This window comes from Chryseobacterium lactis (assembly GCF_003815875.1).
Lineage (GTDB): Bacteria > Bacteroidota > Bacteroidia > Flavobacteriales > Weeksellaceae > Chryseobacterium > Chryseobacterium lactis.
Window position 1 is genome coordinate 1,466,258 of record NZ_CP033924.1, and the last position, 21,450, is coordinate 1,487,707.

17 protein-coding genes are annotated in these 21,450 nt (G+C 36.7%); 11 read left to right on the forward strand and 6 right to left on the reverse strand.

What is annotated here, in order from left to right; genetic code table 11:
• The first annotated feature begins 8 nt into the window (after nt 1-8).
• From EG342_RS06285 to EG342_RS06300, 4 genes are all read left to right on the forward strand, one after another.
• Nucleotides 9-1,571, forward strand: a complete 1,563-nt coding sequence (locus EG342_RS06285) for an SGNH/GDSL hydrolase family protein (RefSeq protein WP_103288895.1) — start codon at nt 9-11, stop codon at nt 1,569-1,571.
• 85 nt (nt 1,572-1,656) lie between these two features.
• A complete protein-coding gene (locus EG342_RS06290) occupies nt 1,657-2,595 on the forward strand; it encodes a ribose-phosphate pyrophosphokinase (RefSeq protein ID WP_103288896.1) in 939 nt (312 codons plus the stop codon).
• 56 nt (nt 2,596-2,651) lie between these two features.
• Nucleotides 2,652-3,302: a 50S ribosomal protein L25/general stress protein Ctc gene (locus EG342_RS06295; RefSeq protein ID WP_103288897.1), complete on the forward strand. Its 651-nt coding sequence runs from the start codon at nt 2,652-2,654 to the stop codon at nt 3,300-3,302.
• A gap of 210 nt (nt 3,303-3,512) precedes the next feature.
• The gene (locus tag EG342_RS06300) at nt 3,513-4,733 is read left to right on the forward strand and encodes an aminotransferase class V-fold PLP-dependent enzyme (protein WP_103288899.1); all 1,221 of its coding nucleotides are present in this window, start codon (nt 3,513-3,515) and stop codon (nt 4,731-4,733) included.
• A 290-nt stretch (nt 4,734-5,023) separates the two neighbouring features.
• Here the strand turns inward: EG342_RS06300 and hemE are convergent, their stop codons facing one another.
• The 4 genes from hemE to hemA are packed head-to-tail and all read right to left on the reverse strand — an operon-like array spanning nt 5,024 to nt 9,011.
• Nucleotides 5,024-6,055: a uroporphyrinogen decarboxylase gene (hemE, locus tag EG342_RS06305; protein WP_103288900.1), complete on the reverse strand. Its 1,032-nt coding sequence runs from the start codon at nt 6,053-6,055 to the stop codon at nt 5,024-5,026.
• A 47-nt stretch (nt 6,056-6,102) separates the two neighbouring features.
• On the reverse strand, nt 6,103-6,786 hold the full coding sequence (locus tag EG342_RS06310; protein WP_103288901.1) for a uroporphyrinogen-III synthase: 684 nt from the start codon (nt 6,784-6,786) through the stop codon (nt 6,103-6,105).
• 55 nt (nt 6,787-6,841) lie between these two features.
• Nucleotides 6,842-7,750, reverse strand: coding sequence for a hydroxymethylbilane synthase (gene hemC / locus EG342_RS06315; RefSeq protein WP_103288902.1), 909 nt, complete (start codon nt 7,748-7,750; stop codon nt 6,842-6,844).
• The gene (hemA, locus tag EG342_RS06320) at nt 7,737-9,011 is read right to left on the reverse strand and encodes a glutamyl-tRNA reductase (RefSeq protein WP_103288903.1); all 1,275 of its coding nucleotides are present in this window, start codon (nt 9,009-9,011) and stop codon (nt 7,737-7,739) included. The genes hemC and hemA overlap by 14 nt, the downstream gene beginning before the upstream one ends.
• Nucleotides 9,012-9,419: 408 nt before the next feature.
• Here hemA and EG342_RS06325 point away from each other — a divergent pair, with 408 nt between their 5' ends.
• The 6 genes from EG342_RS06325 (at nt 9,420) to EG342_RS06350 (ending at nt 15,767) form a co-directional block, all read left to right on the forward strand.
• A complete protein-coding gene (locus tag EG342_RS06325) occupies nt 9,420-10,445 on the forward strand; it encodes a rod shape-determining protein (RefSeq protein WP_045491741.1) in 1,026 nt (341 codons plus the stop codon).
• 28 nt (nt 10,446-10,473) lie between these two features.
• A complete protein-coding gene (gene mreC / locus EG342_RS06330) occupies nt 10,474-11,328 on the forward strand; it encodes a rod shape-determining protein MreC (protein ID WP_103288904.1) in 855 nt (284 codons plus the stop codon).
• Complete coding sequence (locus tag EG342_RS06335) at nt 11,321-11,827, forward strand: hypothetical protein (protein ID WP_027371971.1); 507 nt, start codon at nt 11,321-11,323, stop codon at nt 11,825-11,827. The genes mreC and EG342_RS06335 overlap by 8 nt, the downstream gene beginning before the upstream one ends.
• On the forward strand, nt 11,824-13,869 hold the full coding sequence (locus EG342_RS06340) for a peptidoglycan D,D-transpeptidase FtsI family protein (RefSeq protein WP_103288905.1): 2,046 nt from the start codon (nt 11,824-11,826) through the stop codon (nt 13,867-13,869). Before EG342_RS06335 ends, EG342_RS06340 begins: the two co-directional genes overlap by 4 nt.
• The gene (gene rodA / locus EG342_RS06345) at nt 13,866-15,095 is read left to right on the forward strand and encodes a rod shape-determining protein RodA (RefSeq protein ID WP_103288906.1); all 1,230 of its coding nucleotides are present in this window, start codon (nt 13,866-13,868) and stop codon (nt 15,093-15,095) included. The genes EG342_RS06340 and rodA overlap by 4 nt, the downstream gene beginning before the upstream one ends.
• A gap of 90 nt (nt 15,096-15,185) precedes the next feature.
• Entirely contained in the window at nt 15,186-15,767 is a 582-nt protein-coding gene (locus EG342_RS06350; RefSeq protein WP_103288907.1) for a pentapeptide repeat-containing protein, read from the forward strand.
• 196 nt (nt 15,768-15,963) lie between these two features.
• Here the strand turns inward: EG342_RS06350 and EG342_RS06355 are convergent, their stop codons facing one another.
• Nucleotides 15,964-16,674 (reverse strand): C40 family peptidase, encoded by a 711-nt coding sequence (locus EG342_RS06355; RefSeq protein ID WP_103289321.1) that lies wholly within the window; start codon nt 16,672-16,674, stop codon nt 15,964-15,966.
• 507 nt (nt 16,675-17,181) lie between these two features.
• Entirely contained in the window at nt 17,182-19,377 is a 2,196-nt protein-coding gene (locus tag EG342_RS06360; protein ID WP_103288908.1) for a glutamine synthetase III family protein, read from the reverse strand.
• A 304-nt stretch (nt 19,378-19,681) separates the two neighbouring features.
• Here EG342_RS06360 and EG342_RS06365 point away from each other — a divergent pair, with 304 nt between their 5' ends.
• Nucleotides 19,682-21,373, forward strand: a complete 1,692-nt coding sequence (locus tag EG342_RS06365; protein ID WP_103288909.1) for a DUF6909 family protein — start codon at nt 19,682-19,684, stop codon at nt 21,371-21,373.
• Nucleotides 21,374-21,450: the final 77 nt, after the last annotated feature.

The following is a 21,450-nucleotide window of genomic DNA, read 5'->3' on the forward strand; positions in this document are numbered from 1 at the left end:
GAAAGACTATGAAAAAAATTATAATATCGACAATTGCTGTTTCTGCACTTCTTTTTACGGTAACAAGCTGTAATACAGATTTCGATACGGATGTAAAAGATATTCCGGTAACCAAAGGTGACGCGGATTTCACAAAATATATTTCATTAGGAAACTCATTGACTTCAGGATATAGAGACGGAGCTCTTTACAGCAGCGGACAAAATGAATCTTATCCAAGCATGATTGCGGGACAGATGAGACTTGCCGGTGGTGGAGCCTTTACTCAGCCTTTAATGCCTAATGATGTTGGAGGTTTTAATAATCTTCCCGGTTTTCCCGGAAAATTAAATCTTCAGGTAGTTAATGGATCACTGACTCCAGTACCAAGTGGTGCGGCAGCGGCATTGGATATCTTACCAAATGGAGGTTCTTACCAGAATATGGGAGTGCCGGGAGCAAAATCATTCCATCTTGTTGCAGATGGATATGGTAGCCAGGCTGGACTGTTAACAGGAACTGCAAATCCTTATTTTGTAAGGTTTGCCTCTTCACCTGGAACCAGTGTATTGAAAGATGCGATGGCTCAAAAAGCAACATTTTTCTCACTTTGGATAGGAAATAATGATGTATTGTCATACGCGACTAACGGAGGTACAAACTCTCAAACAGTAGGAACGGTGACAACTTATTCTACAGCTACTGTTCAAACAGGGAATACAAATCCGACTACGTATAAATCAAACGATATTTCAGATCCTGCGGTGGTAGCAGGTTCTATTAAAGGTGTTTTGGATGGACTTAAAAGTGTAGGAACGGCAAAAGGAGTTATTGCAAACATTCCTTATGTAACCTCTGTTCCTTTCTTTACAACAGTTCCATATAACCCTTTGACCCCTCAAGCTTTAGGAGCTAATTTAGCAACTCTTAATGCAAGTTTGTATGGTCCTTTAAAGCAAGCATTAACAGCTTTTGGAGCTGGGGATAGAATTAATTTACTTTCCGCAACAGCATCTAATCCTGTTTTAATTAAAGATGTTGCTCTTCAGGATCTGTCAGCTCAGCTTACAGCTGCCTTGACTCCATCTTTGGGTGCGCAAATGGCAGCAGCATTTGGACAAATCTTCGGACAGGCCAGACAGGCAACATCTGAAGACTATATTCTTCTTACAACAAGTTCTGTAATTAATTCTGTAGCTCCAGGTGCACCTGCTCCGGTAAATATTTACGGTATTTCTTACCCATTACAAAACCAGCATGTACTAACAAAAACAGAAGCTGGTTATGTAAAAACGGCAACAGATGCATACAATGCTTCCATAAAATCACTTGCTGATTCATATGGATTAGCATTTGTGGATGCCAATAAAAAAATGTTAGAACTGAACGGGCAGTCAGGAATCTCATTTGATGGGGTGAAATATACTGCTAAATTTGTTACAGGTGGTTCTTTCTCTCTGGATGGAGTTCACCTTACAGGACGTGGATACGGTATTGTAGCCAATGAATTTATTAAGTCTATTAATATGAAATACAGATCTACACTACCACAGGTAGATCCGAACAAATATTCAGGGGTTAAGTTCCCATAATAATTGATAAAATAAAAACTTAGAAACCACAGGAGTAATTCTTGTGGTTTTTTTTTAAATTTGCAAAATCTTTTAAAAAGTAAAAATGGCCGATCAGTTAAGTTATCTATTTTGTACAAGAACCAGCAGGGACTTGGCGGAAAAAATTGCCCAGCATTATGGGAAAGAATTAGGAAAAATCAACTTTCAGGAGTTTAGCGACGGGGAATTTGAGCCTGTTTTAGACGAATCTGTAAGAGGAGGAAGAGTTTTCTTAATCGGATCTACGTTCCCTCCTGCAGACAATCTTTTAGAACTTCTTTTAATGATTGATGCAGCGAAAAGAGCTTCTGCAAAAAGCATTACAGTGGTAATTCCTTATTTTGGACTTGCAAGACAAGACAGAAAAGACAAGCCAAGAGCTCCTATCGGAGCGAAGCTAGTTGCCAACCTTCTTACAGCAGCAGGAGCAACAAGGATAATGACGATGGATCTTCATGCAGATCAGATTCAGGGATTCTTCGAAATTCCGGTAGATCATTTGTATGCTTCTTCTATTTTCGTTGATTACATAAGATCTTTAAAGCTTGAAGATCTTACGATTGCTTCTCCGGATATGGGAGGTGCAAAAAGAGCGAAGAACTACGCCGGTCACTTAGGGGCAGAAGTAGTAATTGCTTACAAGGAAAGAAAAAAGGCAAACGTTGTTGAAGAAATGTTCCTTATCGGAGATGTGACAGGTAAAAATGTAATCCTTATCGATGACATGATCGATACTGCAGGTACGCTTTGCAAAGCTGCTGACATCTTAATTGAAAAAGGGGCAAAAACAGTAAGAGCGATGGCTACTCATGGTGTGCTTTCAGGAAAGGCTTATGACAATATTGAGAATTCAAAAATTCTGGAAGTTATTGTAACTGACTCAATTCCTGTTAAAAATAATTTGTCATCTAAAATAAAAGTGCTATCTTGCGCCCCGTTATTTGCTGACGTTATGACCATGGTTCATGAGCACAAATCAATCAGTAGCAAATTTGTTATTTAATTGATTTTAAGAAGTTTGCAAATTTAAATTAGAACAATTTTTTAAATTTTTTATAAATGAAATCTATTACAATTCAAGGTACAAAAAGAGAAAGCGTGGGCAAAAAGTCTACAAAAGCTTTACGTGATGCTGAATTAGTTCCTTGTGTTGTTTATGGAGGTGAAGCACCTTTAAACTTCTCTGCTGAAGAGAAAGCTTTCAAAGGGTTAGTGTACACTCCTGAAGCACACACGGTATCTATTGAAGTTGACGGACAAACAATTCCAGCTGTTCTTCAGGATATTCAGTTTCACCCAATCACAGACAAAATTCTTCACATTGACTTTTATCAATTAGCTGACGATAAGCCAGTTGTTATGGAAGTTCCTGTAAGAATTATCGGACGTTCAAAAGGTGTTGTAGCTGGTGGTGTTTTACGTCAGTCTTTCAGAAAATTGAAAGTAAAAGCTATCCCTGCTAACTTGCCAGACGAAGTAGTTGTTGATGTTACTCCATTAAAAATTGGTAACAAACTTTATGTAGGAGGAATCAAGACTGAAGGATATTCTTTCATGCACCCGGACAATGCAGTAGTAGTTGCTGTTAAAATGTCTAGAAATGCAATTAAAGGTGCAGCAGCACAAGATGATGAAGATGAAGAGGAAGCTGCAGAAGTGGCTACTCAATCTCCTGATGTACCAACAACAGAAGAGAAATCTGCAGAATAAGAATTGCTTATTTAAACAATATAAGACCTGTCAATTAATTGGCAGGTTTTTTTTGTTATGTTCTGCTTTATCAGCTTTCCTTGTTCTATGTCATTGAATATTTCTATCAACTGACAACTATCACCCCTCAACCCAGTAGGTCCTTTCGGAAAAAAAGCCGTAAATTTGAAGAGTTCTAAATAAGGACGTTTTAATTTAAAAAATAAATAAATGTTTGACATTCAGGAAATAAGAAGCCAGTTTTCTATATTGGACAGAGAAGTGAATGGTAAACCCCTGGTTTATCTGGATAATGCAGCTACATCTCAAAAGCCAAATTCGGTTTTGGAAGTCTGTCACGCATATTATACCGAACTTAATGCGAATGTTCACAGAGGAATTCATACTTTGAGTCAGTTGGCGACAGAGGAAATGGAGCTTTCAAGAAGAAAGATTCAGAAATTTATCAATGCTGAACATGACTTTGAAGTAATCTTTACAAAAGGAACAACGGAAGGGCTTAACCTTATTGCTTATATCTTAACGCAAAAGTTGCAAAAGGATGATGAAATTATTATTTCATACCTCGAGCATCATTCTAATATTGTTCCATGGCAATTGCTTTGTGAAAGAACGGGAGCTAAACTCCGCGTGATTCCTATCGATGAAAACGGAATTCTACAGCTGGATTATCTTGATCAGTTTTTAAGCGAAAAAACAAAAGTTGTTTCAGTTAATCAGGTTTCCAATGCATTGGGAATTGTAAATCCTATTGAAGAGATTATAGCCAGAACAAGAAAAAATTCTGACGCTTATATCGTTATTGATGGCGCTCAGTCCGCACCTCATTTCAATATTGATGTACAGAAAATGGATTGTGATTTCTTTGTTTTCTCCGGCCATAAGATGTATGCACCAATGGGAACAGGTATTTTATATGGAAAACGTGAAGTATTAGAAGCCTTACCACCATTTCATGGCGGAGGAGAAATGATTGCGACATGTTCTTTTGATAGAACGACTTACGCAGGACTTCCGTTTAAATACGAAGCGGGAACACCTAACGTAGGCGGAAACATTGCCTTAGGAGCAGCTGTTGATTTTATGAACAGGGTAGGCCATCAGAATATTCAACATCATGAAAATGCTTTGTTGGAATATGCTCAAAGACAACTTTTAGAGATAGAAGGCCTTAAAGTTTATGGTGAAAAAGCTCATAGAACAGGTGTTGTTTCTTTCAACCTCGAAGGAGTAGGGATTTCTTCTGACGTAGGAATGATTCTTGATAAAATGGGAATAGCTGTAAGAACCGGACATCATTGTACACAACCTATTATGGAGTTCTTTAATATTGCCGGAACAGTAAGAGCCAGCTTTGCGGTTTATAACACTTTTGAAGAAATCGATCTTTTGGTGGAAGGAGTTAAGAAAGCACAAAGAATGTTGAGTTAATAAAATATATAACTCTTTATATAAATTAAAAGCAGCTAAATTTAGCTGCTTTTTTAGTCTTCAATACGCATCATCTTCCGTTAACAATTACCTGATGATATCCGATTGCACATTCCAGGCAAATTTCTCCTCCTGCATTTTACTGGACAACCAGCCTTGTCAAGGTTTTAAACCTTGACAAGGCTCCGAAAAGCTCCGTATTAAAAAAAAGAAATTACCCCAACCCAACAAATTAAAACGTCCCTGCCAATTTCTGGTAGGGACGTTTTAATATTACTAATTGTAGTTTTTTACAGGTTTGGTTTCCAATCAACAACTGCTCTGATAAATGCTTCAGCATTTTCAACAGGAACATTAGGTAAAATACCATGTCCCAGATTGGCAATGTATCTGTCTTTTCCAAAACGGTTAATCATCTCAGTGACCATTTTTTTGATCGTTTCCGGAGTTGAATGAAGTCGTGCAGGATCAAAGTTTCCTTGCAATGTCATCGTATGATTCGTCAATGTTCTGGCAAATTCAGGCTTAATCGTCCAGTCAACACCTAGAGCCGAAGCTTTAGACATCGTCATATCTTCCAATGCAAACCAACACCCTTTTCCGAATACGACAACATGAGTAAGTGGGCTCAAAGCTTCAACAATCTGATTGATATACTGCCATGAGAACTCCTGATAATCAGTTGGGGAAAGCATTCCGCCCCAGGAATCAAATATCTGTACTGCAGAAACGCCTTTTTCTACTTTTCTTTTTAAATAAGCAATGGTAGTATCTGTAATCTTCTGAAGCAATAAATGAGCAGCTTCAGGTTGTTGGAAGCAGAATGACTTTGCAATATCGAAAGCCTTACTTCCTTTTCCTTCCACACAGTAGCAAAGAATTGTCCATGGTGAACCCGCAAAACCGATCAACGGAATTTCATTGTCTAGTTTCTGTAGGGTAAGTTCAATAGCATCAAAAACGTATCCTAAAGTATCATTCACATCGGGAGTTTCAATATTCTGAACCTGCTCCATTGTTCTGATCGGAGTATCCAACCAAGGACCTACGGATTCTTTCATCTTGAAATCAATTCCCATTGCCTGAGGAACTACAAGAATATCAGAAAACAAAATCGCAGCATCCAGAGGAAATCTACGGATCGGCTGTAAAGTGATTTCAGCGGCAAGTTCCGGAGTCTGACATCTTGTAAAGAAATCATATTGGTCTCTTAAAGCAATGAATTCCGGCAGATATCTTCCAGCCTGCCTCATCATCCAGACAGGAGGTCTTTCAACGGTTTCTCCGCGAAGTGCTTTTAAATATAGGTCGTTTTTTATCATAATCTATTTAAACTAATAGTATCGGCACAATTCCGATTATATCTATTCTAAAATCTGTTCTCCATTTCTCTCCTGATCAGCTCAAAGATAGAAGTCAATGTATTTTCTTCAGAAGTGAAAATTTGTTTCTGAGTAAAATTTCTCAATTCACCGGAGGTTGTTTCACCAATAGAAAACAACTTCATATCCTCCAGAGAATTTCGCTTTGCAAAACTACGAACTCCGCTCGGACTAAAAAATACTGCAGCATGATATTTTTCAGCTATTAAAGGATTGATTTCCTCCGTATTATATAAGGTGACTTTTTGATATTTGATATTCTGTAAAGGCAAATCCTTATCAAGGACATTGATTGCCAGATTGCCGCAGAAATGAAGAAATTGCTCATGCTGGCAGTGTCCGATAATAAACCGGGACAACATTTCAGCGTTTTTTAATACCTTAAACGTACCGAAACCATGTTTCCTTAAGGCTCGTTTTGTTTTCTCACCTACACAATAGATCTTATTGTAATTCTTTGCCGTAAAATCTTCGTTGGGTTTAAAACGGTTTTTAAAAAATGAAGCCACTCCATTAACGCTTGTAAAAATCAATGAAAAATTTTTAAGCTCAAATGGATTAATGGTAATAGGTATGGTCTTAATTACCTCAACACAATCAACCACAATATCCTCTCCTAATTCTTTGGATATAATCGATGGGTCTATATTTTTGGTAAATAAGATTTTCATGTCTGCTCGGTATGAAAGTGAAAAATAAAGTAGAGAACTTTACAATCTAAATCTTTTAAATTTGGCTTTTGATTTCCGTCATCAATTCTTTCCCCCCGTTTTCAAGGACAATTTTCGCAAATTTTTCCCCGAAATTTTCTGTCGTGTTGTACTCAAAGTTTTCATCAACAGCAATGCAGTTTTTACCGTCCAATGAGCAAAGTGCTGCTTTGAAACGGATTTGATTTTCTATGATTTCTGCAAATGCTCCGATAGGTGCCGTACAGCCTCCTTCCAAAGTACTTAGGAAATTTCTTTCAATCTCCACACAGATTTGAGTTTTCTGATGGTTGATCTGATGTAGAATTTCATTAATCTCAGGTTTATCAGAATGTCCCGCAACAGCAATTACTCCTTGTGATGGAGCGCAAATCATTAATGGAAGCATTTCGTAGTCGATTTCCATTTTCATTCTTTTGATCCCTGCCAAAGATAAGATGGTTGCATCAAAATTTCCATCTTCCAGCTTTTGAAGACGGGTTTGGATGTTTCCACGAATATCCGAAAATTCAGCACCAGGATAATTTCTTAGCCAAAATGCTCTTCTTCTTAAGCTGCTGGTAGCTAATTTCAGTTCATGGAACTCTTTGTTTCTTGCAGATTCTTTTCTGATCAGAATGTCTTGCGGATAATCTCTCTCCAGATATGCAATGATCTCAATATTCTGAGGTAACTGAGTAGGAACATCCTTTAATGAGTGCACAGCGATATCGATCTCGTCATTTAATAATGCAATATCAAGATCCCTTGTGAAAACTCCGGTGATTCCCAAAGAGTATAAAGGTTGGTTGAGATTTTTATCACCTGAAGAAACGATAGGAACAATCTCTGTTAAATAATTGTTGTTCTGAAGGTGCCTCGCAACCTCTCTAGCCTGCCAAAGTGCAAGTGCGGAATTTCTTGTTCCGATTCTAATGCTTTTCATTGAATTCGTTGTTTGGTTGTTCAACTAATATTTCGTGCATTAATTTACTAATTTCTTCGGCTTTTAAAGGGTTGTCGATGATATATTTTGCAAAACGGTTGGTGATCTTCTGGATCATTTTGTCAGAAAGCTCCATGTCCGTGATGTTTATATATTTGTTCTTTTTGTAAAAATTATGCATTTCGTTGCGTTCCATGTTCTTTAAAACTGCTTTGAAATGATGAATATTTGGTGCCAGCTTTCTCTTTTTTTCCCATTCAATGAAGTCTTTCATAAGCTCCTTAATGATCTTTTCAGCTTTTGGGATCTCTTTTTCCCTTTGTTGAATGGTTTCCTGAATTTGTTTTGAAAGCTCATCCACATCAATTAAGGTAACATTTTCATTTTCGGTAACATTTTTTTCAACGTTATGCGGAATTGAAAGGTCAATAACCAATGTTTCTTTTCCATTAGGGAAATGTGACTGGTTGACAATAGGATGCTTGGCTCCCGTTGCCACAATAAGAATATCTGTATTTTTTAATTCCTGGTCAAAATCAGAATAATCAACGTGAGGAATATTATATTTCTGAGAAATTTTTTCAGCTTTCTCCTGGGTTCTGTTAGCGATTTTAATTTTCGGCTGGTAAACATGCTTTACCAGATTTTCAACAGTGTTTTGCCCGATTTCACCAACCCCTAAAAGAAGGATGTTTTTTTCAGTAATTTTCTTTTGGCTATTGAGAATATAATGAACGGCAGCATATGAAACAGAAGCAGCACCATTGGAAATCCCTGTTTCATTTTTTATTCTTTTCGAAATCTGAATAGCCGCGTTAATGGCTCTTTCCAGGTAAGGATTAGAATTTTGTCTTTCCTTTTTGAAACGGTTATATGCTTTTTTTATCTGCCCGATGATTTCAAAATCCCCGATAATCTGACTTTCCAGACCTGCTGCCACTCTGAAAAGATGAATTAAAGCTTCTTCTTTGGTAAGTATATTGGCAAACTGAAGAAAGTCTGTCAGGTGTACTCCGATGGTTTTGCAATATTCTTCTGCAATCAAAAGATAATTGGGAGTCGTGGTATAAATTTCTGTCCTGTTACAGGTGGAAACTACAAAGGCATCCCCCAAATCTTCTTGGTGGACCCGGGAAACAAAATTTTTGATGTTTTCGTCAAAAAATGCAAATTTTCCTCTCGTTTCGACATCAGCTTTTTCGTAGCTGATGGAAAGCACAGCAAAATTCGAGGTTTGATGGATGTTGGAGTACTGTAACATAAGCAGTCGCAAATTTACGCTTTTTTTAATTAACCATCCTCTGATAGTGTATATGATAATTATCGTAAAAAACTATAGAAGTTGTCGGGAAAGAGGTTGTCTATGAATCCTAAAATAACTTAAAAATAAAATGTTATGTCGGTGAAGACGGGTTTGTGTACACTTTACTGCCAATTATTACTTTCTGCACATTTTTTTTAGAGTCAAAAAACAGGGTAATTTTCATGGTATTTTTATCCTTTTCGTTCCCCATTAATTTTGGTTGAACTCAAACTCTCTAATTGTCTAAACTAAAAGTTAATAAAGAATTATAAATTTTAATAAAATTTTAACCAAATTATCTTGGTGGGAAATTTCTTTAGTAGTGTTAAATTTATATCTTTGTAAACTTAAAATCAGAAGAAAAATATGAGTTTATTTGATATGTTTACGCAAGAAATTGCGATAGACCTGGGAACGGCTAATACCCTTATCATCCATAATAATAAAATTGTTATAGATCAACCGTCAATTGTTGCAATTGAACGTTCTACGGGTAAACCCATTGCTGTAGGGGAGCAGGCTAAGCATATGCAAGGTAAAACTCACGAGGATATCAAAACTATCCGTCCTTTGAAGGATGGTGTTATTGCAGATTTCCACGCTTCTGAACACATGATCAAGGAATTTATTAAAAAGATTCCCGGGATCAAAGGTAAATTCATTCAACCTGCATTACGAATTGTAATCTGTATTCCTTCTGGTATCACTGAAGTTGAAAAAAGAGCGGTAAGAGATTCTGCTCAGAAAGTAAACGCAAAAGAAGTAAGGCTAATCTACGAACCAATGGCAGCTGCAATAGGAGTTGGTATTGATGTACAGAAGCCTGAAGGAAATATGATCATCGATATAGGCGGAGGTACTACAGAAATTGCTGTGGTAGCTTTAGGAGGTATTGTATGTGATAAATCTGTAAAAATTGCAGGAGATGTATTTACAAATGATATTGCTTATTACTTAAGAACTCACCATAATCTTTATATTGGGGAAAGAACCGCTGAAAGAATTAAAATTGAAGTAGGTTCTGCAGTGGAAGATCTTGATGTAGACATCGAGGATATCCCGGTACAAGGTAGAGACCTGATCACAGGTAAGCCTAAAGAAATTATGGTTGGATACAAAGAGATTGCACGTGCATTAGACAAATCTATTATCAGAATTGAAGATGCCGTGATGGAAACTCTTTCTCTTACGCCACCGGAATTGGCAGCTGATATTTACAAAACAGGTATTTATCTTGCTGGTGGTGGAGCACTATTAAGAGGTCTTGCAGACAGAATTCACAAAAAGACCGGTCTTCCTGTATTTGTTGCAGAAGATCCGTTGAGAGCTGTTGTTCGCGGAACCGGTATTGCCCTTAAGAATATGGATAAATTCAATTTCTTAATTAAATAATTTTAACTTTTTACGACTATATATCTGAATGGGATTTTTGCTGAGATTATTTTCGAAGAACACTCTTTTCGTCTTCTTTATATTCCTGCAAATTATTGCTTTGGTTCTGATATTCTCCAGAAACGCCATGCAGAGATCCTGGGTTGCAGGTCAAACTGCTGCTTTGAATTCATGGGTTTCCGGATATATTGATGAAGGAGTTTCTTATCTGAAGCTTAAACAAACCAATGAAGATCTTGTTGCTCAGAATAAAGCTCTTATGACAGAACTTTACGGAAAAGAAGGCGCTAAAAACCCTGTTTTCAAAAAAGTTCATGATACCATAGGAGGCGGTCAGATCTATACTTTTGTTGATGGCGAAATTGTTTTTAACAGTATCAACAGACGAAACAACTATTTTACAATCAACCGTGGCCGTAGAGATGGTGTATTTCCACAAATGGGAGTTATGGCACCAAGAGGTATTGCGGGGATTGTAATCAATTCTACAGACAGCTATGCATTAGTTCAATCCGTGTTGAGTGTCAACAAAATCAGAATTAATGCGGCACTGAAAAATTCAGGATATTTTGGAACATTAACCTGGAATGGAGATAATTCGCGTGTCATGCACCTTGCTGATATTCCGAAGTATGTTGCTTTAAAAATCGGGGACAGTGTAGTCACAGACGGAAAGTCTGCGATCTTCCCTAAAGGGGTTATGATTGGGACTATCGCTGGATATTCCGTGGATAATAAAACAGGTTTCTGGGATATCTCAGTGGAGCTGAGCGAAAAAATGGGAGCGTTGAATAAAGTATTTGTAGTGAAGAATCTTAAAAAAGCAGAAGTGCAAAAGATTCAGGATACATTGCAGACTGTAATAAAAAAGGAAAATGATTAGCAGGACTTTATTTACCGATATATTGATCATGATATTTCTTGTTGCATTACAAATATTTGTATTGAACAGGATTACGCTTTTCGGGAAGTATACTCCGGTATTATATCCCGTGTTTGTCATGTTTTATCCTTTTTTCAGAAATAAATTCCAGTTTCTGGCTTTAAGTTTTTTAATAGGACTATCAATTGATGGATTTCTCTATTCATGGGGAATCAATGCATTTGCAACTACCTTGATCGCCTATTTCAGAACATTGATATTCAGGACGTCTACAGATACGTCTACAGACTTTTTCTCTTTTCAGTCCCTTCAATGGGCGCAGTTTTTGCTGTTTTTATTTTCAAGTATTTTCCTGCATCAGCTTTTAGTGCAATATATAGAGTTCTTTAAGTTGAGTAGATTTTTTGAAATATTATTTAATGTGTTGGTGACTAGTGTAATTTCATTTATATTTATTGTTATTTACGCATTAATATTTAAAATCAAACAAAAAGTTTGAACACACGTTATTTAAAAATCTTTTCCGTGCTTGTTGTCATCGCCCTTATTTTTGTGGCGAGGTTAGCTTATTTGCAATTATTTACAGATCGTTATGCCCTTAATGCGGCGAATACTTCCATTAAAATTGAATATGTAATTCCACAACGTGGTGTTATTTTTGACCGGAATGGAAAGATTATGGTAGGAAACCAGCCTGCTTACGAGATTTCTTTTACCCAGGCTTTAATGAGGCCGGATTTTGATACGCTTGGATTCTGTGGCTTGATGAAAATCAACAAAGCAGATTTTATTAAGAGGATCGAGGTTATTAAAAAAGAAAAATATTATTCAAAACTGACTCCGATGACTTTCCTGAAAGATCTGAGCAGGGAAGATATTGCAAGAGTACAGGAGATTATTTTTAAGTATCCCGCATTTAACATTGTACAGAGACCTCAGCGTCAGTATGAAGTATCTACTTCCGGAAACCTTTTAGGGTATACCAGTGAAGTAAATGAAAAAGAAATTAAAAAAGATTCCATCTACTATTTGCCGGGAGATTTTATCGGCAAGACTGGAGTTGAAAAATCTTATGAAAAAGAGCTTCGAGGAATAAAGGGAATGAAATATATCCAAAAGGATATCAAGCTCCGAAATATCGGCTCTTATAAAAACGGATCTTTAGATAAGGATGTGGTTACAGGGAAGGATATTACATTAACCATTGATTATGATCTTCAGAGAACGGCTGAGGAAATGCTTGTCAATAAACATGGTGCAATTGTAGCTATAGATCCTAATAATGGCGAAGTGCTGGTTGCAGCAACGGGCCCGGATATTGATCCTAATCTTTTCACCGGACCCTATAAATCCAAAAATTTATATGCATTGTCAAAAGATACGCTTTACGAAAATAAACCTACTTTTGATCGTTCTTTACAGGCAGGGTATCCTCCGGGATCAACGTTCAAGTTGTTGACTGCTTTAGCTGCCATGCAAATGGGAGTAATGGATGAAAAGACTGTTTTTCCTTGTGGAGGCGGATTTTTCTATAAGGGTAAAAGAATTAAAGGTCATGGTGGTGCTGAGCCGTTAATTCCTTCTATTCAGGTTTCCAGCAACTGTTTCTTTACCTATGCATTTATTGCTATCATTAAAAAATATCCTGGTAATCCCTCAAAAGGTGTTGATGAGTGGAAAAAGATCATGAGCAGCTTCGGAGTTGGAGAATTTTTAAATAATGATTTCGCAGTAGGAGCAAGAGGGAGAATTCCTTCCGGAGACTTTTATGAGAAAAGGTTTAAAGCGATCATGAAAGCAAGTGGTTCCAAGAGAACGGATTTTCAAAATTGGGATGAAATGTCAACCGGAGCTATCTATAACGGGATGGGACAGGGAGATGTTTTGGTAACCCCTATTCAGCTTGCAAATTATGTGGCGGCTATCGCTAATAAAGGCTGGTATTATACCCCTCATATCGTAAAAGGAATTGATGGAAAGCCAAATCCTGATCCAAGATTTAAGGTTAAACATCAGACTTTAGTTGATCCGAAACATTTTGAACCCGTTTTAAAAGGGATGGAAGCTGTGGTTTTGAGAGGAACGGCAAGAGGGTTGAAATCTAATGACTTTACACAATTAGCAAAAACAGGTACAGCACAGGTTCCGCAAGGAAAGGATAATTCGATCTTTGTATTGATTGCCCCTGCTGATAAGCCGAAAATTGTTGTGGTTGCCGTAATGGAGCACGCAGGATTTGGTGCTACATGGGCAGGTCCGGCTTGTACGGTAATTGCTGAAAAATATATTACAGGTGACTTGAAAAGAGAAAATCTTTATAAAAAAATGATCACCTCCAGTTTCATGCCGGAATATAAAAGGCAATGGATCGCAGATTTGAAACGTAAAGGACTTTATAAAGATCCTAAGCCGGATTCAATTAAGCAAAAAAGAATAAAAGATAGTCTGGAGCTTGTTAAGCAGCAAAAAGCCAAACTCCAAAAGAAGATAGAAGAGGAAACTAAAAAGAATAACACTCCTAAAAAAACTGTTAAGCAATGAAATGGACTGAAGGAATAGATAAGCTGGGCCTTGGACTGTATTTCATGCTTTGCATTTTTGCGATTGCAAATATCTACAGTGTTGACCAGAAGTTGGGAGAGAAACAATTCATGTTCTTCTGTATCTCTGTGGTAGTTGGATTGGTGATCTTTTTAGGAAGAAGTAAGTTCTTCGAGAATATGGCAGGAATCATTTATATAGGTGGTGTTCTGCTTTTGATAGGGCTTTTCCCATTTGGAAAGGAAATTCTGGGGCAGAAGAACTGGTATAAGTTTGGAAGCTTTACAATGCAGCCTGTAGAATTTGCAAAAATAGGTACAGCGCTGATGCTTGCCAACTATGTCTCGGGGCCTGATTTTAATCTGAAAAATAGAAAATCGCTTTTAACGGCTCTTGCCATCATTGGCATTCCTGCAGTGGTAGTTCTTGCAATTCCCGATGTAGGTTCAATGCTTGTATTTATCGCCTTTTTTATTGCCTTATATAGAGAAGGTTTAAGCGGTTTCTTATTTGGTGTGGGTTTCATTTTTGCAGCAGTCTTTCTTGTGGCATTAGCGGTGCCTCCGATTTATGTTGCAGGAGCAGTGGTGTTGATTGCCGGTGTTCTGATCGCTATGAATTATCATAGAATGTCGTGGGATGTTATTTCCATCTCATCAATTGCCGGATCTATTCTTTTATTATGTGGGTTGGCATTCGGATCTCCTTTTATCTTAGAAAAACTTCCGAAACACCAGAGAGAAAGAATTGAGGTTCTTTATAAAGGAGAAAAAGCATTTAGAGATACTTCCGGGTACAATTTATTATATTCTAAAACAGCCATTGGTTCCGGTGGTATTTTTGGTAAAGGATACCGTGAAGGTTCAGTTACTCAAGGGAAATTCGTACCGGAGCAGCAGACTGACTATATTTTCTGTGCGGTTGGTGAAGAGTGGGGTTTTGTTGGAAGTGCGCTTCTGGTTTTAGCCTATATGGTTTTTATTGGAAGGATTTACTATCTGGCAGAGAAGCAAAAATCCACCTTTAATCGCGTATTTGGTTATTGCTTTGCTTCGATCCTGCTGATGCACTTTTCCATCAATTTAGGAATGGTTATGGGGCTTTTCCCGACGGTAGGGATTCCTCTTCCTTATTTCAGTTATGGAGGAAGTTCTTTGCTGGCCTTTTCTATGATGACTTTTATTTTCTTTAAACTTAATTATTCGGATAAGAATAGTCTGGTATAAGAGTCTCAAAGATAATATCACAAAAACGTTTTACCTTTTTTAGTCTGCAAATCCTGCAGAAGATATCCTGTTTACCTAAATCATCATTCCATGAAAGAAGCTTATATTTTAGATCAGAATTTTGAAAACACCGATTTTGTACAATTCCCTTTAGAGGTGGGAGAGTACGAAAACTGCACATTTCGAAACTGTAATTTTGAATATTATAGTCTCTCAGGATTCAGCTTTGTGGATTGTGAGTTTATCGGTTGTAACCTCAGCATGGCAAAACTTGTTAAAACGGCTTTTCGAAATGTGGTTTTCAAAGAATGTAAAATGCTGGGTCTACAATTTAATGACGGTAATCCGTTTGGAATGTCTTTCAGATTTGAGGACTGCTCTCTGAATAATTCTGTCTTTTACCAAACTACAATCAAGAAAACAGTTTTTAAAAACTCTAAACTTATTGAAGTCGATTTTACAGATTGTGATTTATCAGGTTCAGTCTTGAGTGGTTGTGATTTGTCGGGAGCTGTCTTTGATAATACAGGCCTTGAAAAGGTGGATTTCAGAACCTCGGTTAACTATTCCATAGATCCGGCTTTAAATAGGCTTAAAAAGGCCAGGTTTTCCCTTTCCGAAGTCTATGGCCTCTTGTATAAATTGGATATTGATATAGAGAAAGATTCGTAAAGGAAAAAAGACATTAGATTTGTCTAATAAGAAATATAAAATTCAATAGGAGTGGACTTTGGTTCGCTCTTTTTATATAAAGGTATTCTCCTTTGGCTTTAGCTGAAACCTACTGTAGCTGAATCGGGAAAAGGATGCCAAATAAAAAAGCCATCAAAACTGATGGCTTCATTATTTAAATCAATTATTTATAAAATTAAAAATTTGCTGGTGTAGCTGGAGTAACTGCTGCTAAGTTATTGTAATTGTCTCCTTCTTCATTGATTACTCTTTTTGCGAATCTGTACTTAGGTCCCCAATAAGAATCATTTAATGAAGAGATCATTACTCCTTTTGATGTTGCTGCGTGAATAAATTTTACCTCACCTTCTTCAGTAACACTTTCTACAATACCTACGTGAGAAATTCTTCTTCCATGAGAAAAGAAAATCAAATCTCCTTTCTGTAGGTTTCCCTTTTCAATTCTTTCACCTTCCTGAGCCTGAGAAGCAGCTACTCTTGGTAAGCTAAGTCCCGCAGCAGCTCCGAATACAGAAAGAACGAAAGCTGAACAATCTATACCGTTTCTTGTAGTCCCTCCGTATCTGTAAGGAGTTCCCAGGTATGTTTCAGCTTCTGTAAGGATACCGTCAATCGTTTTATTATGTTTGATTGCTTTTGCAATCTCAGAATTCTTAATCGCTTTCTTAGCATTTGCTATAGATGCTGCTTTTTCAGCAAGGAAAGAGTCGATAAGTTTTTGCTTATCCATCTCCATTTTTTTGTTATCTATAGAGGCTAGTTTGGCATCTGTTTTGTATTCTTTTGTGTAAGTTGCTGGTTTTGAAACTACATAATTAGTAGCACACGATTGCAAAGATACTGTAGTAACTAAAGCAACTAAATAAAACAAAACTCTTTTCTTCATATATATTTGATTATCCGTGTTAAAAGGAATATTTATTTTCAAAAGCATTACAAAAGTAGAGATTCCGAATAAAAGACCCCTGATATGATTATTGTCAGGATCTTATTTTAACACTATTTAACATATTATTTACGTATGTTAAAGAAAAATAAACCGCAACCGCCTATTTTTGGCAAGTGTGCGGTTTTTTTTATTAAGATTCTTTAACAAAATATATCGATTTTCTTCTATAAATCAGGTTTTGTAATTTAAAACTCTAATTTTCAAGGTTGTTAAAAAGACAAAAAATATATCTGAAAAATCCTGTATTAATGGGCTTTTCAGGCGTGTTTTAACAAGTGTCTCAAATAATATGTCTCTTTTCCGGATAAAACAGGATGTGATAAAATCTTCCGATTGATAGAATTTAAAAATCTTAACAATAGGAATTCAGTATGTTTAGGTTTTAAAAATAAAAAATTCCCCGAACAACCAGGGAATTTAAACTAATATGGAACTATACAGCTGTTATTTTGTAAACAACATTTCTCTGTATTTGGTCATCGGCCAAAGCTCATCGTCTACCATCATTTCCAATGCATCAGAAGCATCTCTGATAGGATCAAATAATGGTTTTACTTTGTTGCAGTATTCTTCTGCCTGCTTTTGGCTGTTTGATATGTTTTTGGCTGATTCTCTTGCTTTGATAAGATCTTCAACGCCTAATTTAATTTTAGAAACATTCTCAGAAATATTGGTAATCAAACTCATCTGTTCTTTTGCCAACGGTTTGAATTCTTTATCTCCAAAGATTTCTTTAAGGCCTTTTACGTTTTCAATTAATCTGTTTTGATAATTTAAAGCAGAAGGGATAATGTGGTTTCTTGCGATGTCACTTAAAACTCTTGCTTCAATATCAATAACCGTAGAATATTTTTCAAGTTTGATCTCGTTTCTTGCTTCAACTTCTCTGTGGTTAAAGATTCCCATCTCTTCGTATAGATCAAGGAACTTTTTATCCATTTCCTGTTTAAGAGCTTCCGGAGTTGTTTTAAGATTGTTTAATCCTCTTTTTTTAGCTTCTTTAGCCCAGTCATCAGAATATCCGTCACCTTCAAACATAATGCTCTTGGATTGCTTGATGTACTCTCTAAGTATGTTGAAGATAGCTTCGTCTTTCTTCAATCCACCTTCAATAAGGGTGTCTACTTCTTTTTTGAAGTCATTCAACTGCTTGGCAGCAATCGTGTTCATTACCGTCATAGACTCTGCACAGTTTGCAGAAGAACCAACCGCTCTGATTTCAAATTTATTTCCTGTAAACGCAAATGGAGAAGTTCTGTTTCTATCAGTATTGTCTAATAAAATTTCAGGAATTTTTCCAACTACATTTAGTTTTAATTCTGTTTTTTCTTCTGGAGAAAGTTTTCCGTTGGTTACCTTTTCAAGCTCTTCTAAAACACTAAACAACTGACTTCCGATAAATACAGAAATGATTGCCGGTGGTGCTTCGTTAGCTCCAAGTCTGTGGTCGTTGCTTGCAGAAGCAATACTTGCTCTTAAAAGGTCTGCGTATTCGTGAACAGCTTTAATGGTATTAACAAAGAATGTTAAGAACTGTAAGTTTTTCTTTGGATTTTTTCCAGGGCTTAATAAGTTTTCCCCTGTATCAGTAGCTAAAGACCAGTTGTTGTGCTTTCCACTTCCGTTTACTCCTGCAAATGGTTTTTCATGGAATAAAATATGGAAATGGTGTTTGTGCGCAACTCTTGCCATGATATCCATCAATAAAGAGTTGTGATCCACTGCCACGTTTACTTCTTCAAACATCGGTGCCAGCTCGAATTGATTTGGAGCTACTTCATTATGTCTTGTAGTTGCAGGAATTCCCAATTTCATACATTCAATTTCCAACTCTTTCATGAAGTTCATGACTCTTGTAGGAATAGAACCAAAATAGTGGTCATCCAGCTGTTGTCCTTTTGCCGGAGAGTGTCCCAATAACGTTTTACCCGTTAATACTAGATCCGGACGTGATTGAAACAATGCTGAATCAACCAGGAAGTATTCTTGCTCCCAACCTAAAGTAGGAGTTACCTTTGTTACGTTCTTATCAAAATACTGCATTACACTTGTTGCAGCTTCGTCTACCGCGTTCAAAGCTCTTAAAAGAGGTGCTTTGTAATCTAACGTTTCTCCTGTGTAAGAAATGAAGATCGAAGGAATACATAATGTAGTTCCCATAATGAAAGCCGGGGATGTAGGATCCCAAGCCGTATATCCTCTTGCTTCAAAAGTATTTCGGATTCCTCCGTTCGGGAAAGAAGATGCATCAGGCTCCTGCTGGATCAGCATGTTTCCACTGAATCTTTCAATTGCTCTACCTCCTTCAATTGGTGTAAAGAAAGAATCGTGCTTTTCTGCAGTCGTTCCTGTTAAAGGCTGGAACCAGTGAGTGTAGTGAGTTACTCCTTTGCTCATTGCCCAGTCTTTCATAGCTACAGCTACCTGGTCTGCAATGTGTCTTTGGATTTTAGTTCCTTTTTTAATGGCATCCATGATAGAACCGAATGCTTCCTTTGTTAAATATTCTCTCATCGTTTCCTCTGAGAAAACATTTGTACAGAATAGTTCTGATAATTTTGCAGGGACTTCAACAGAGTTGTCTCTTCTAAAATCCTTAAATGGTAGGGTTTCTAATGCTTTGAATCTTAAGGTTGACATAATTGGGTTAATTTTGATAGGGCAAATTTACAAAAAAAATGAATCGAAATCATTTTGACCCCATTTTTTTTAGGGGTGTTTTGAAAATTTATATTATTTAAACAATTGTTTGGTGTTTTTTTAACAGGGTGTTTTGTGATTTATATTTAATTATTGAATGTTCGATGCCTGTTTTGTAGGGGTAAGAGCTCGTAAATACATTTTAGATTATACATCATACCATCCTATGCGATTAAGCCACTTATTAAAAGATAGTTAAAATAAAATGGGCAAAGATTTCGTATATTTGTGTGAAATTTATTTTATGACAAATTCTAGAGCAAGAGAAACCACAGAGGCTATTGAAAGACTATATATCTCTATGAGACATTTATTTTATAGAGGATTTTTCAAGCCAGGGGGTGTTTCAGGAGAAAGTATCAGAAGTTTGTTAAAAACCATCAATCCGGAAATTTATGGCACCATGAATATTCCAAACAAATTGGAGCTTGACGGCTTGATGTATGTTTTAGACAGACTTCCGGAAGGGATTGAGGAGTGTGCTTTTATTCATCTTACATCAGATGAGGGTTTTGATAAAGGAAGTTTCGAACCTATTGTTCCTAAGAAAAGAAGAAGAAACTGTTATAGAATAGACGAACACCAGATGAATATTGAGGTTCTTTTGGGCCGTTCCGAGATTTATGACATTCTTACCCACTTAACATTCCTATTTATAGAGGCTGATAAAATCCGTAACCTGGCTTTCATTCAGGATGAAAACTGGAAGCCGACGCGCGCCTTTAAAATTATTGAAGAGGTCGTGAAAGGAGAGAAGAAATTCAGCAGAAAAGAAAAAGAGGTGGCTCTTATCCATCTTTCGTCTTTAATAGGAAGATCTTTTGATGAAACGTTGAGAGCTTACAATACTTTTGGAGATGATCACAATCCTGACCGTTTATTTAAAATCATCTACAACTTAGGAAAAGTAAGTCTTGAAGATGCAAAAGGAGCAAGAGAGAGAGAAATTCATTTCAGTGCTATATTAAAGGAAAGAGTAGGACATCATTATTTTGGAGAAAAATGGGCGAATAAAGTAAAAGAAGTTTTATTTGATAATAATCTTCATATGCGTCCTTTACATGTTATTTCTGCCAATATGCATTCCGTGAAAAATATGCTGTATGCCAATAATGCTCTTAAAAAGAAACAACAGAACGAGGTCGACTATAAATTGTATGAAGAAATTTCTAACAAAAAAGAACTTCGTGACAAGGTATTAAAGTATGCCATGGATGAAGGAATGATCCATATTGCTGACAAAAGCGGAAGTAATATTGATGTTCAGATCATCGATCTTAGCAAAACAGATTTGAAAAATACACCGTTTGCAGACTGCAAATTCTCCGGAGATGATGTGGTGCTGGTATTTGATTATGCTTTTGGTGAACAAGCCTTTGAGGTGATGGACGAGTTATTAAGACCGTTCGAGCATAAGGGAGAAATATATATGATGAAAGTGAAATCTGTTTCCATTATGGGTAAAGCAGGAATCCTTACAGGAGAAAAAGGAGATATTATGATCCCTACTTCTCATATCTTTGAAGGAACTGCAGATAACTATCCGTTTGAAAATGCATTGAAGCTAGACGATTTCGTAGATGATGAACTAAAAGCTTTTGAAGGACCAATGATTACAGTTCTGGGAACTTCATTACAGAACAGAGATATTTTGTCTTATTTTATGAATACTTCATGGAAGGCCATCGGTCTTGAAATGGAAGGAGCTCATTATCAGAAAGCAATTCAGGTTGCTTCTAAAATCAGACACCATATTTCACCGGACTTGTTTGTTATGTATGCTTATTATGCTTCAGATAATCCTTTGGAAACCGGAAGTACATTGTCTTCAGGAGGTCTGGGTCTTACAGGAGTAAAACCTACTTATCTGATTACATTAAGAATCCTTGAAAAGATCCTGAGAAGCAGCAAGAAAGAAGCTTCTGCTAAAAAATAATTGTACTGTAATAGTATACGATCAGCCTCAGGTGTTTTGCACTTGAGGTTTTTTTTGAGCCTTGTCAAGGTTTATAA

What these genes read in the sequence shown, in the direction of transcription:
- EG342_RS06285 (WP_103288895.1), top strand. Translation starts at nt 9, where the DNA reads ATGAAAAAAATTATAATATCGACAATTGCTGTTTCTGCACTTCTTTTT.
- EG342_RS06290 (WP_103288896.1), top strand. Translation starts at nt 1,657, where the DNA reads ATGGCCGATCAGTTAAGTTATCTATTTTGTACAAGAACCAGCAGGGAC.
- EG342_RS06295 (WP_103288897.1), top strand. Translation starts at nt 2,652, where the DNA reads ATGAAATCTATTACAATTCAAGGTACAAAAAGAGAAAGCGTGGGCAAA.
- EG342_RS06300 (WP_103288899.1), top strand. Translation starts at nt 3,513, where the DNA reads ATGTTTGACATTCAGGAAATAAGAAGCCAGTTTTCTATATTGGACAGA.
- hemE (WP_103288900.1), bottom strand. Translation starts at nt 6,055, where the DNA reads ATGATAAAAAACGACCTATATTTAAAAGCACTTCGCGGAGAAACCGTT.
- EG342_RS06310 (WP_103288901.1), bottom strand. Translation starts at nt 6,786, where the DNA reads ATGAAAATCTTATTTACCAAAAATATAGACCCATCGATTATATCCAAA.
- hemC (WP_103288902.1), bottom strand. Translation starts at nt 7,750, where the DNA reads ATGAAAAGCATTAGAATCGGAACAAGAAATTCCGCACTTGCACTTTGG.
- hemA (WP_103288903.1), bottom strand. Translation starts at nt 9,011, where the DNA reads ATGTTACAGTACTCCAACATCCATCAAACCTCGAATTTTGCTGTGCTT.
- EG342_RS06325 (WP_045491741.1), top strand. Translation starts at nt 9,420, where the DNA reads ATGAGTTTATTTGATATGTTTACGCAAGAAATTGCGATAGACCTGGGA.
- mreC (WP_103288904.1), top strand. Translation starts at nt 10,474, where the DNA reads ATGGGATTTTTGCTGAGATTATTTTCGAAGAACACTCTTTTCGTCTTC.
- EG342_RS06335 (WP_027371971.1), top strand. Translation starts at nt 11,321, where the DNA reads ATGATTAGCAGGACTTTATTTACCGATATATTGATCATGATATTTCTT.
- rodA (WP_103288906.1), top strand. Translation starts at nt 13,866, where the DNA reads ATGAAATGGACTGAAGGAATAGATAAGCTGGGCCTTGGACTGTATTTC.
- EG342_RS06350 (WP_103288907.1), top strand. Translation starts at nt 15,186, where the DNA reads ATGAAAGAAGCTTATATTTTAGATCAGAATTTTGAAAACACCGATTTT.
- EG342_RS06355 (WP_103289321.1), bottom strand. Translation starts at nt 16,674, where the DNA reads ATGAAGAAAAGAGTTTTGTTTTATTTAGTTGCTTTAGTTACTACAGTA.
- EG342_RS06360 (WP_103288908.1), bottom strand. Translation starts at nt 19,377, where the DNA reads ATGTCAACCTTAAGATTCAAAGCATTAGAAACCCTACCATTTAAGGAT.
- EG342_RS06365 (WP_103288909.1), top strand. Translation starts at nt 19,682, where the DNA reads ATGACAAATTCTAGAGCAAGAGAAACCACAGAGGCTATTGAAAGACTA.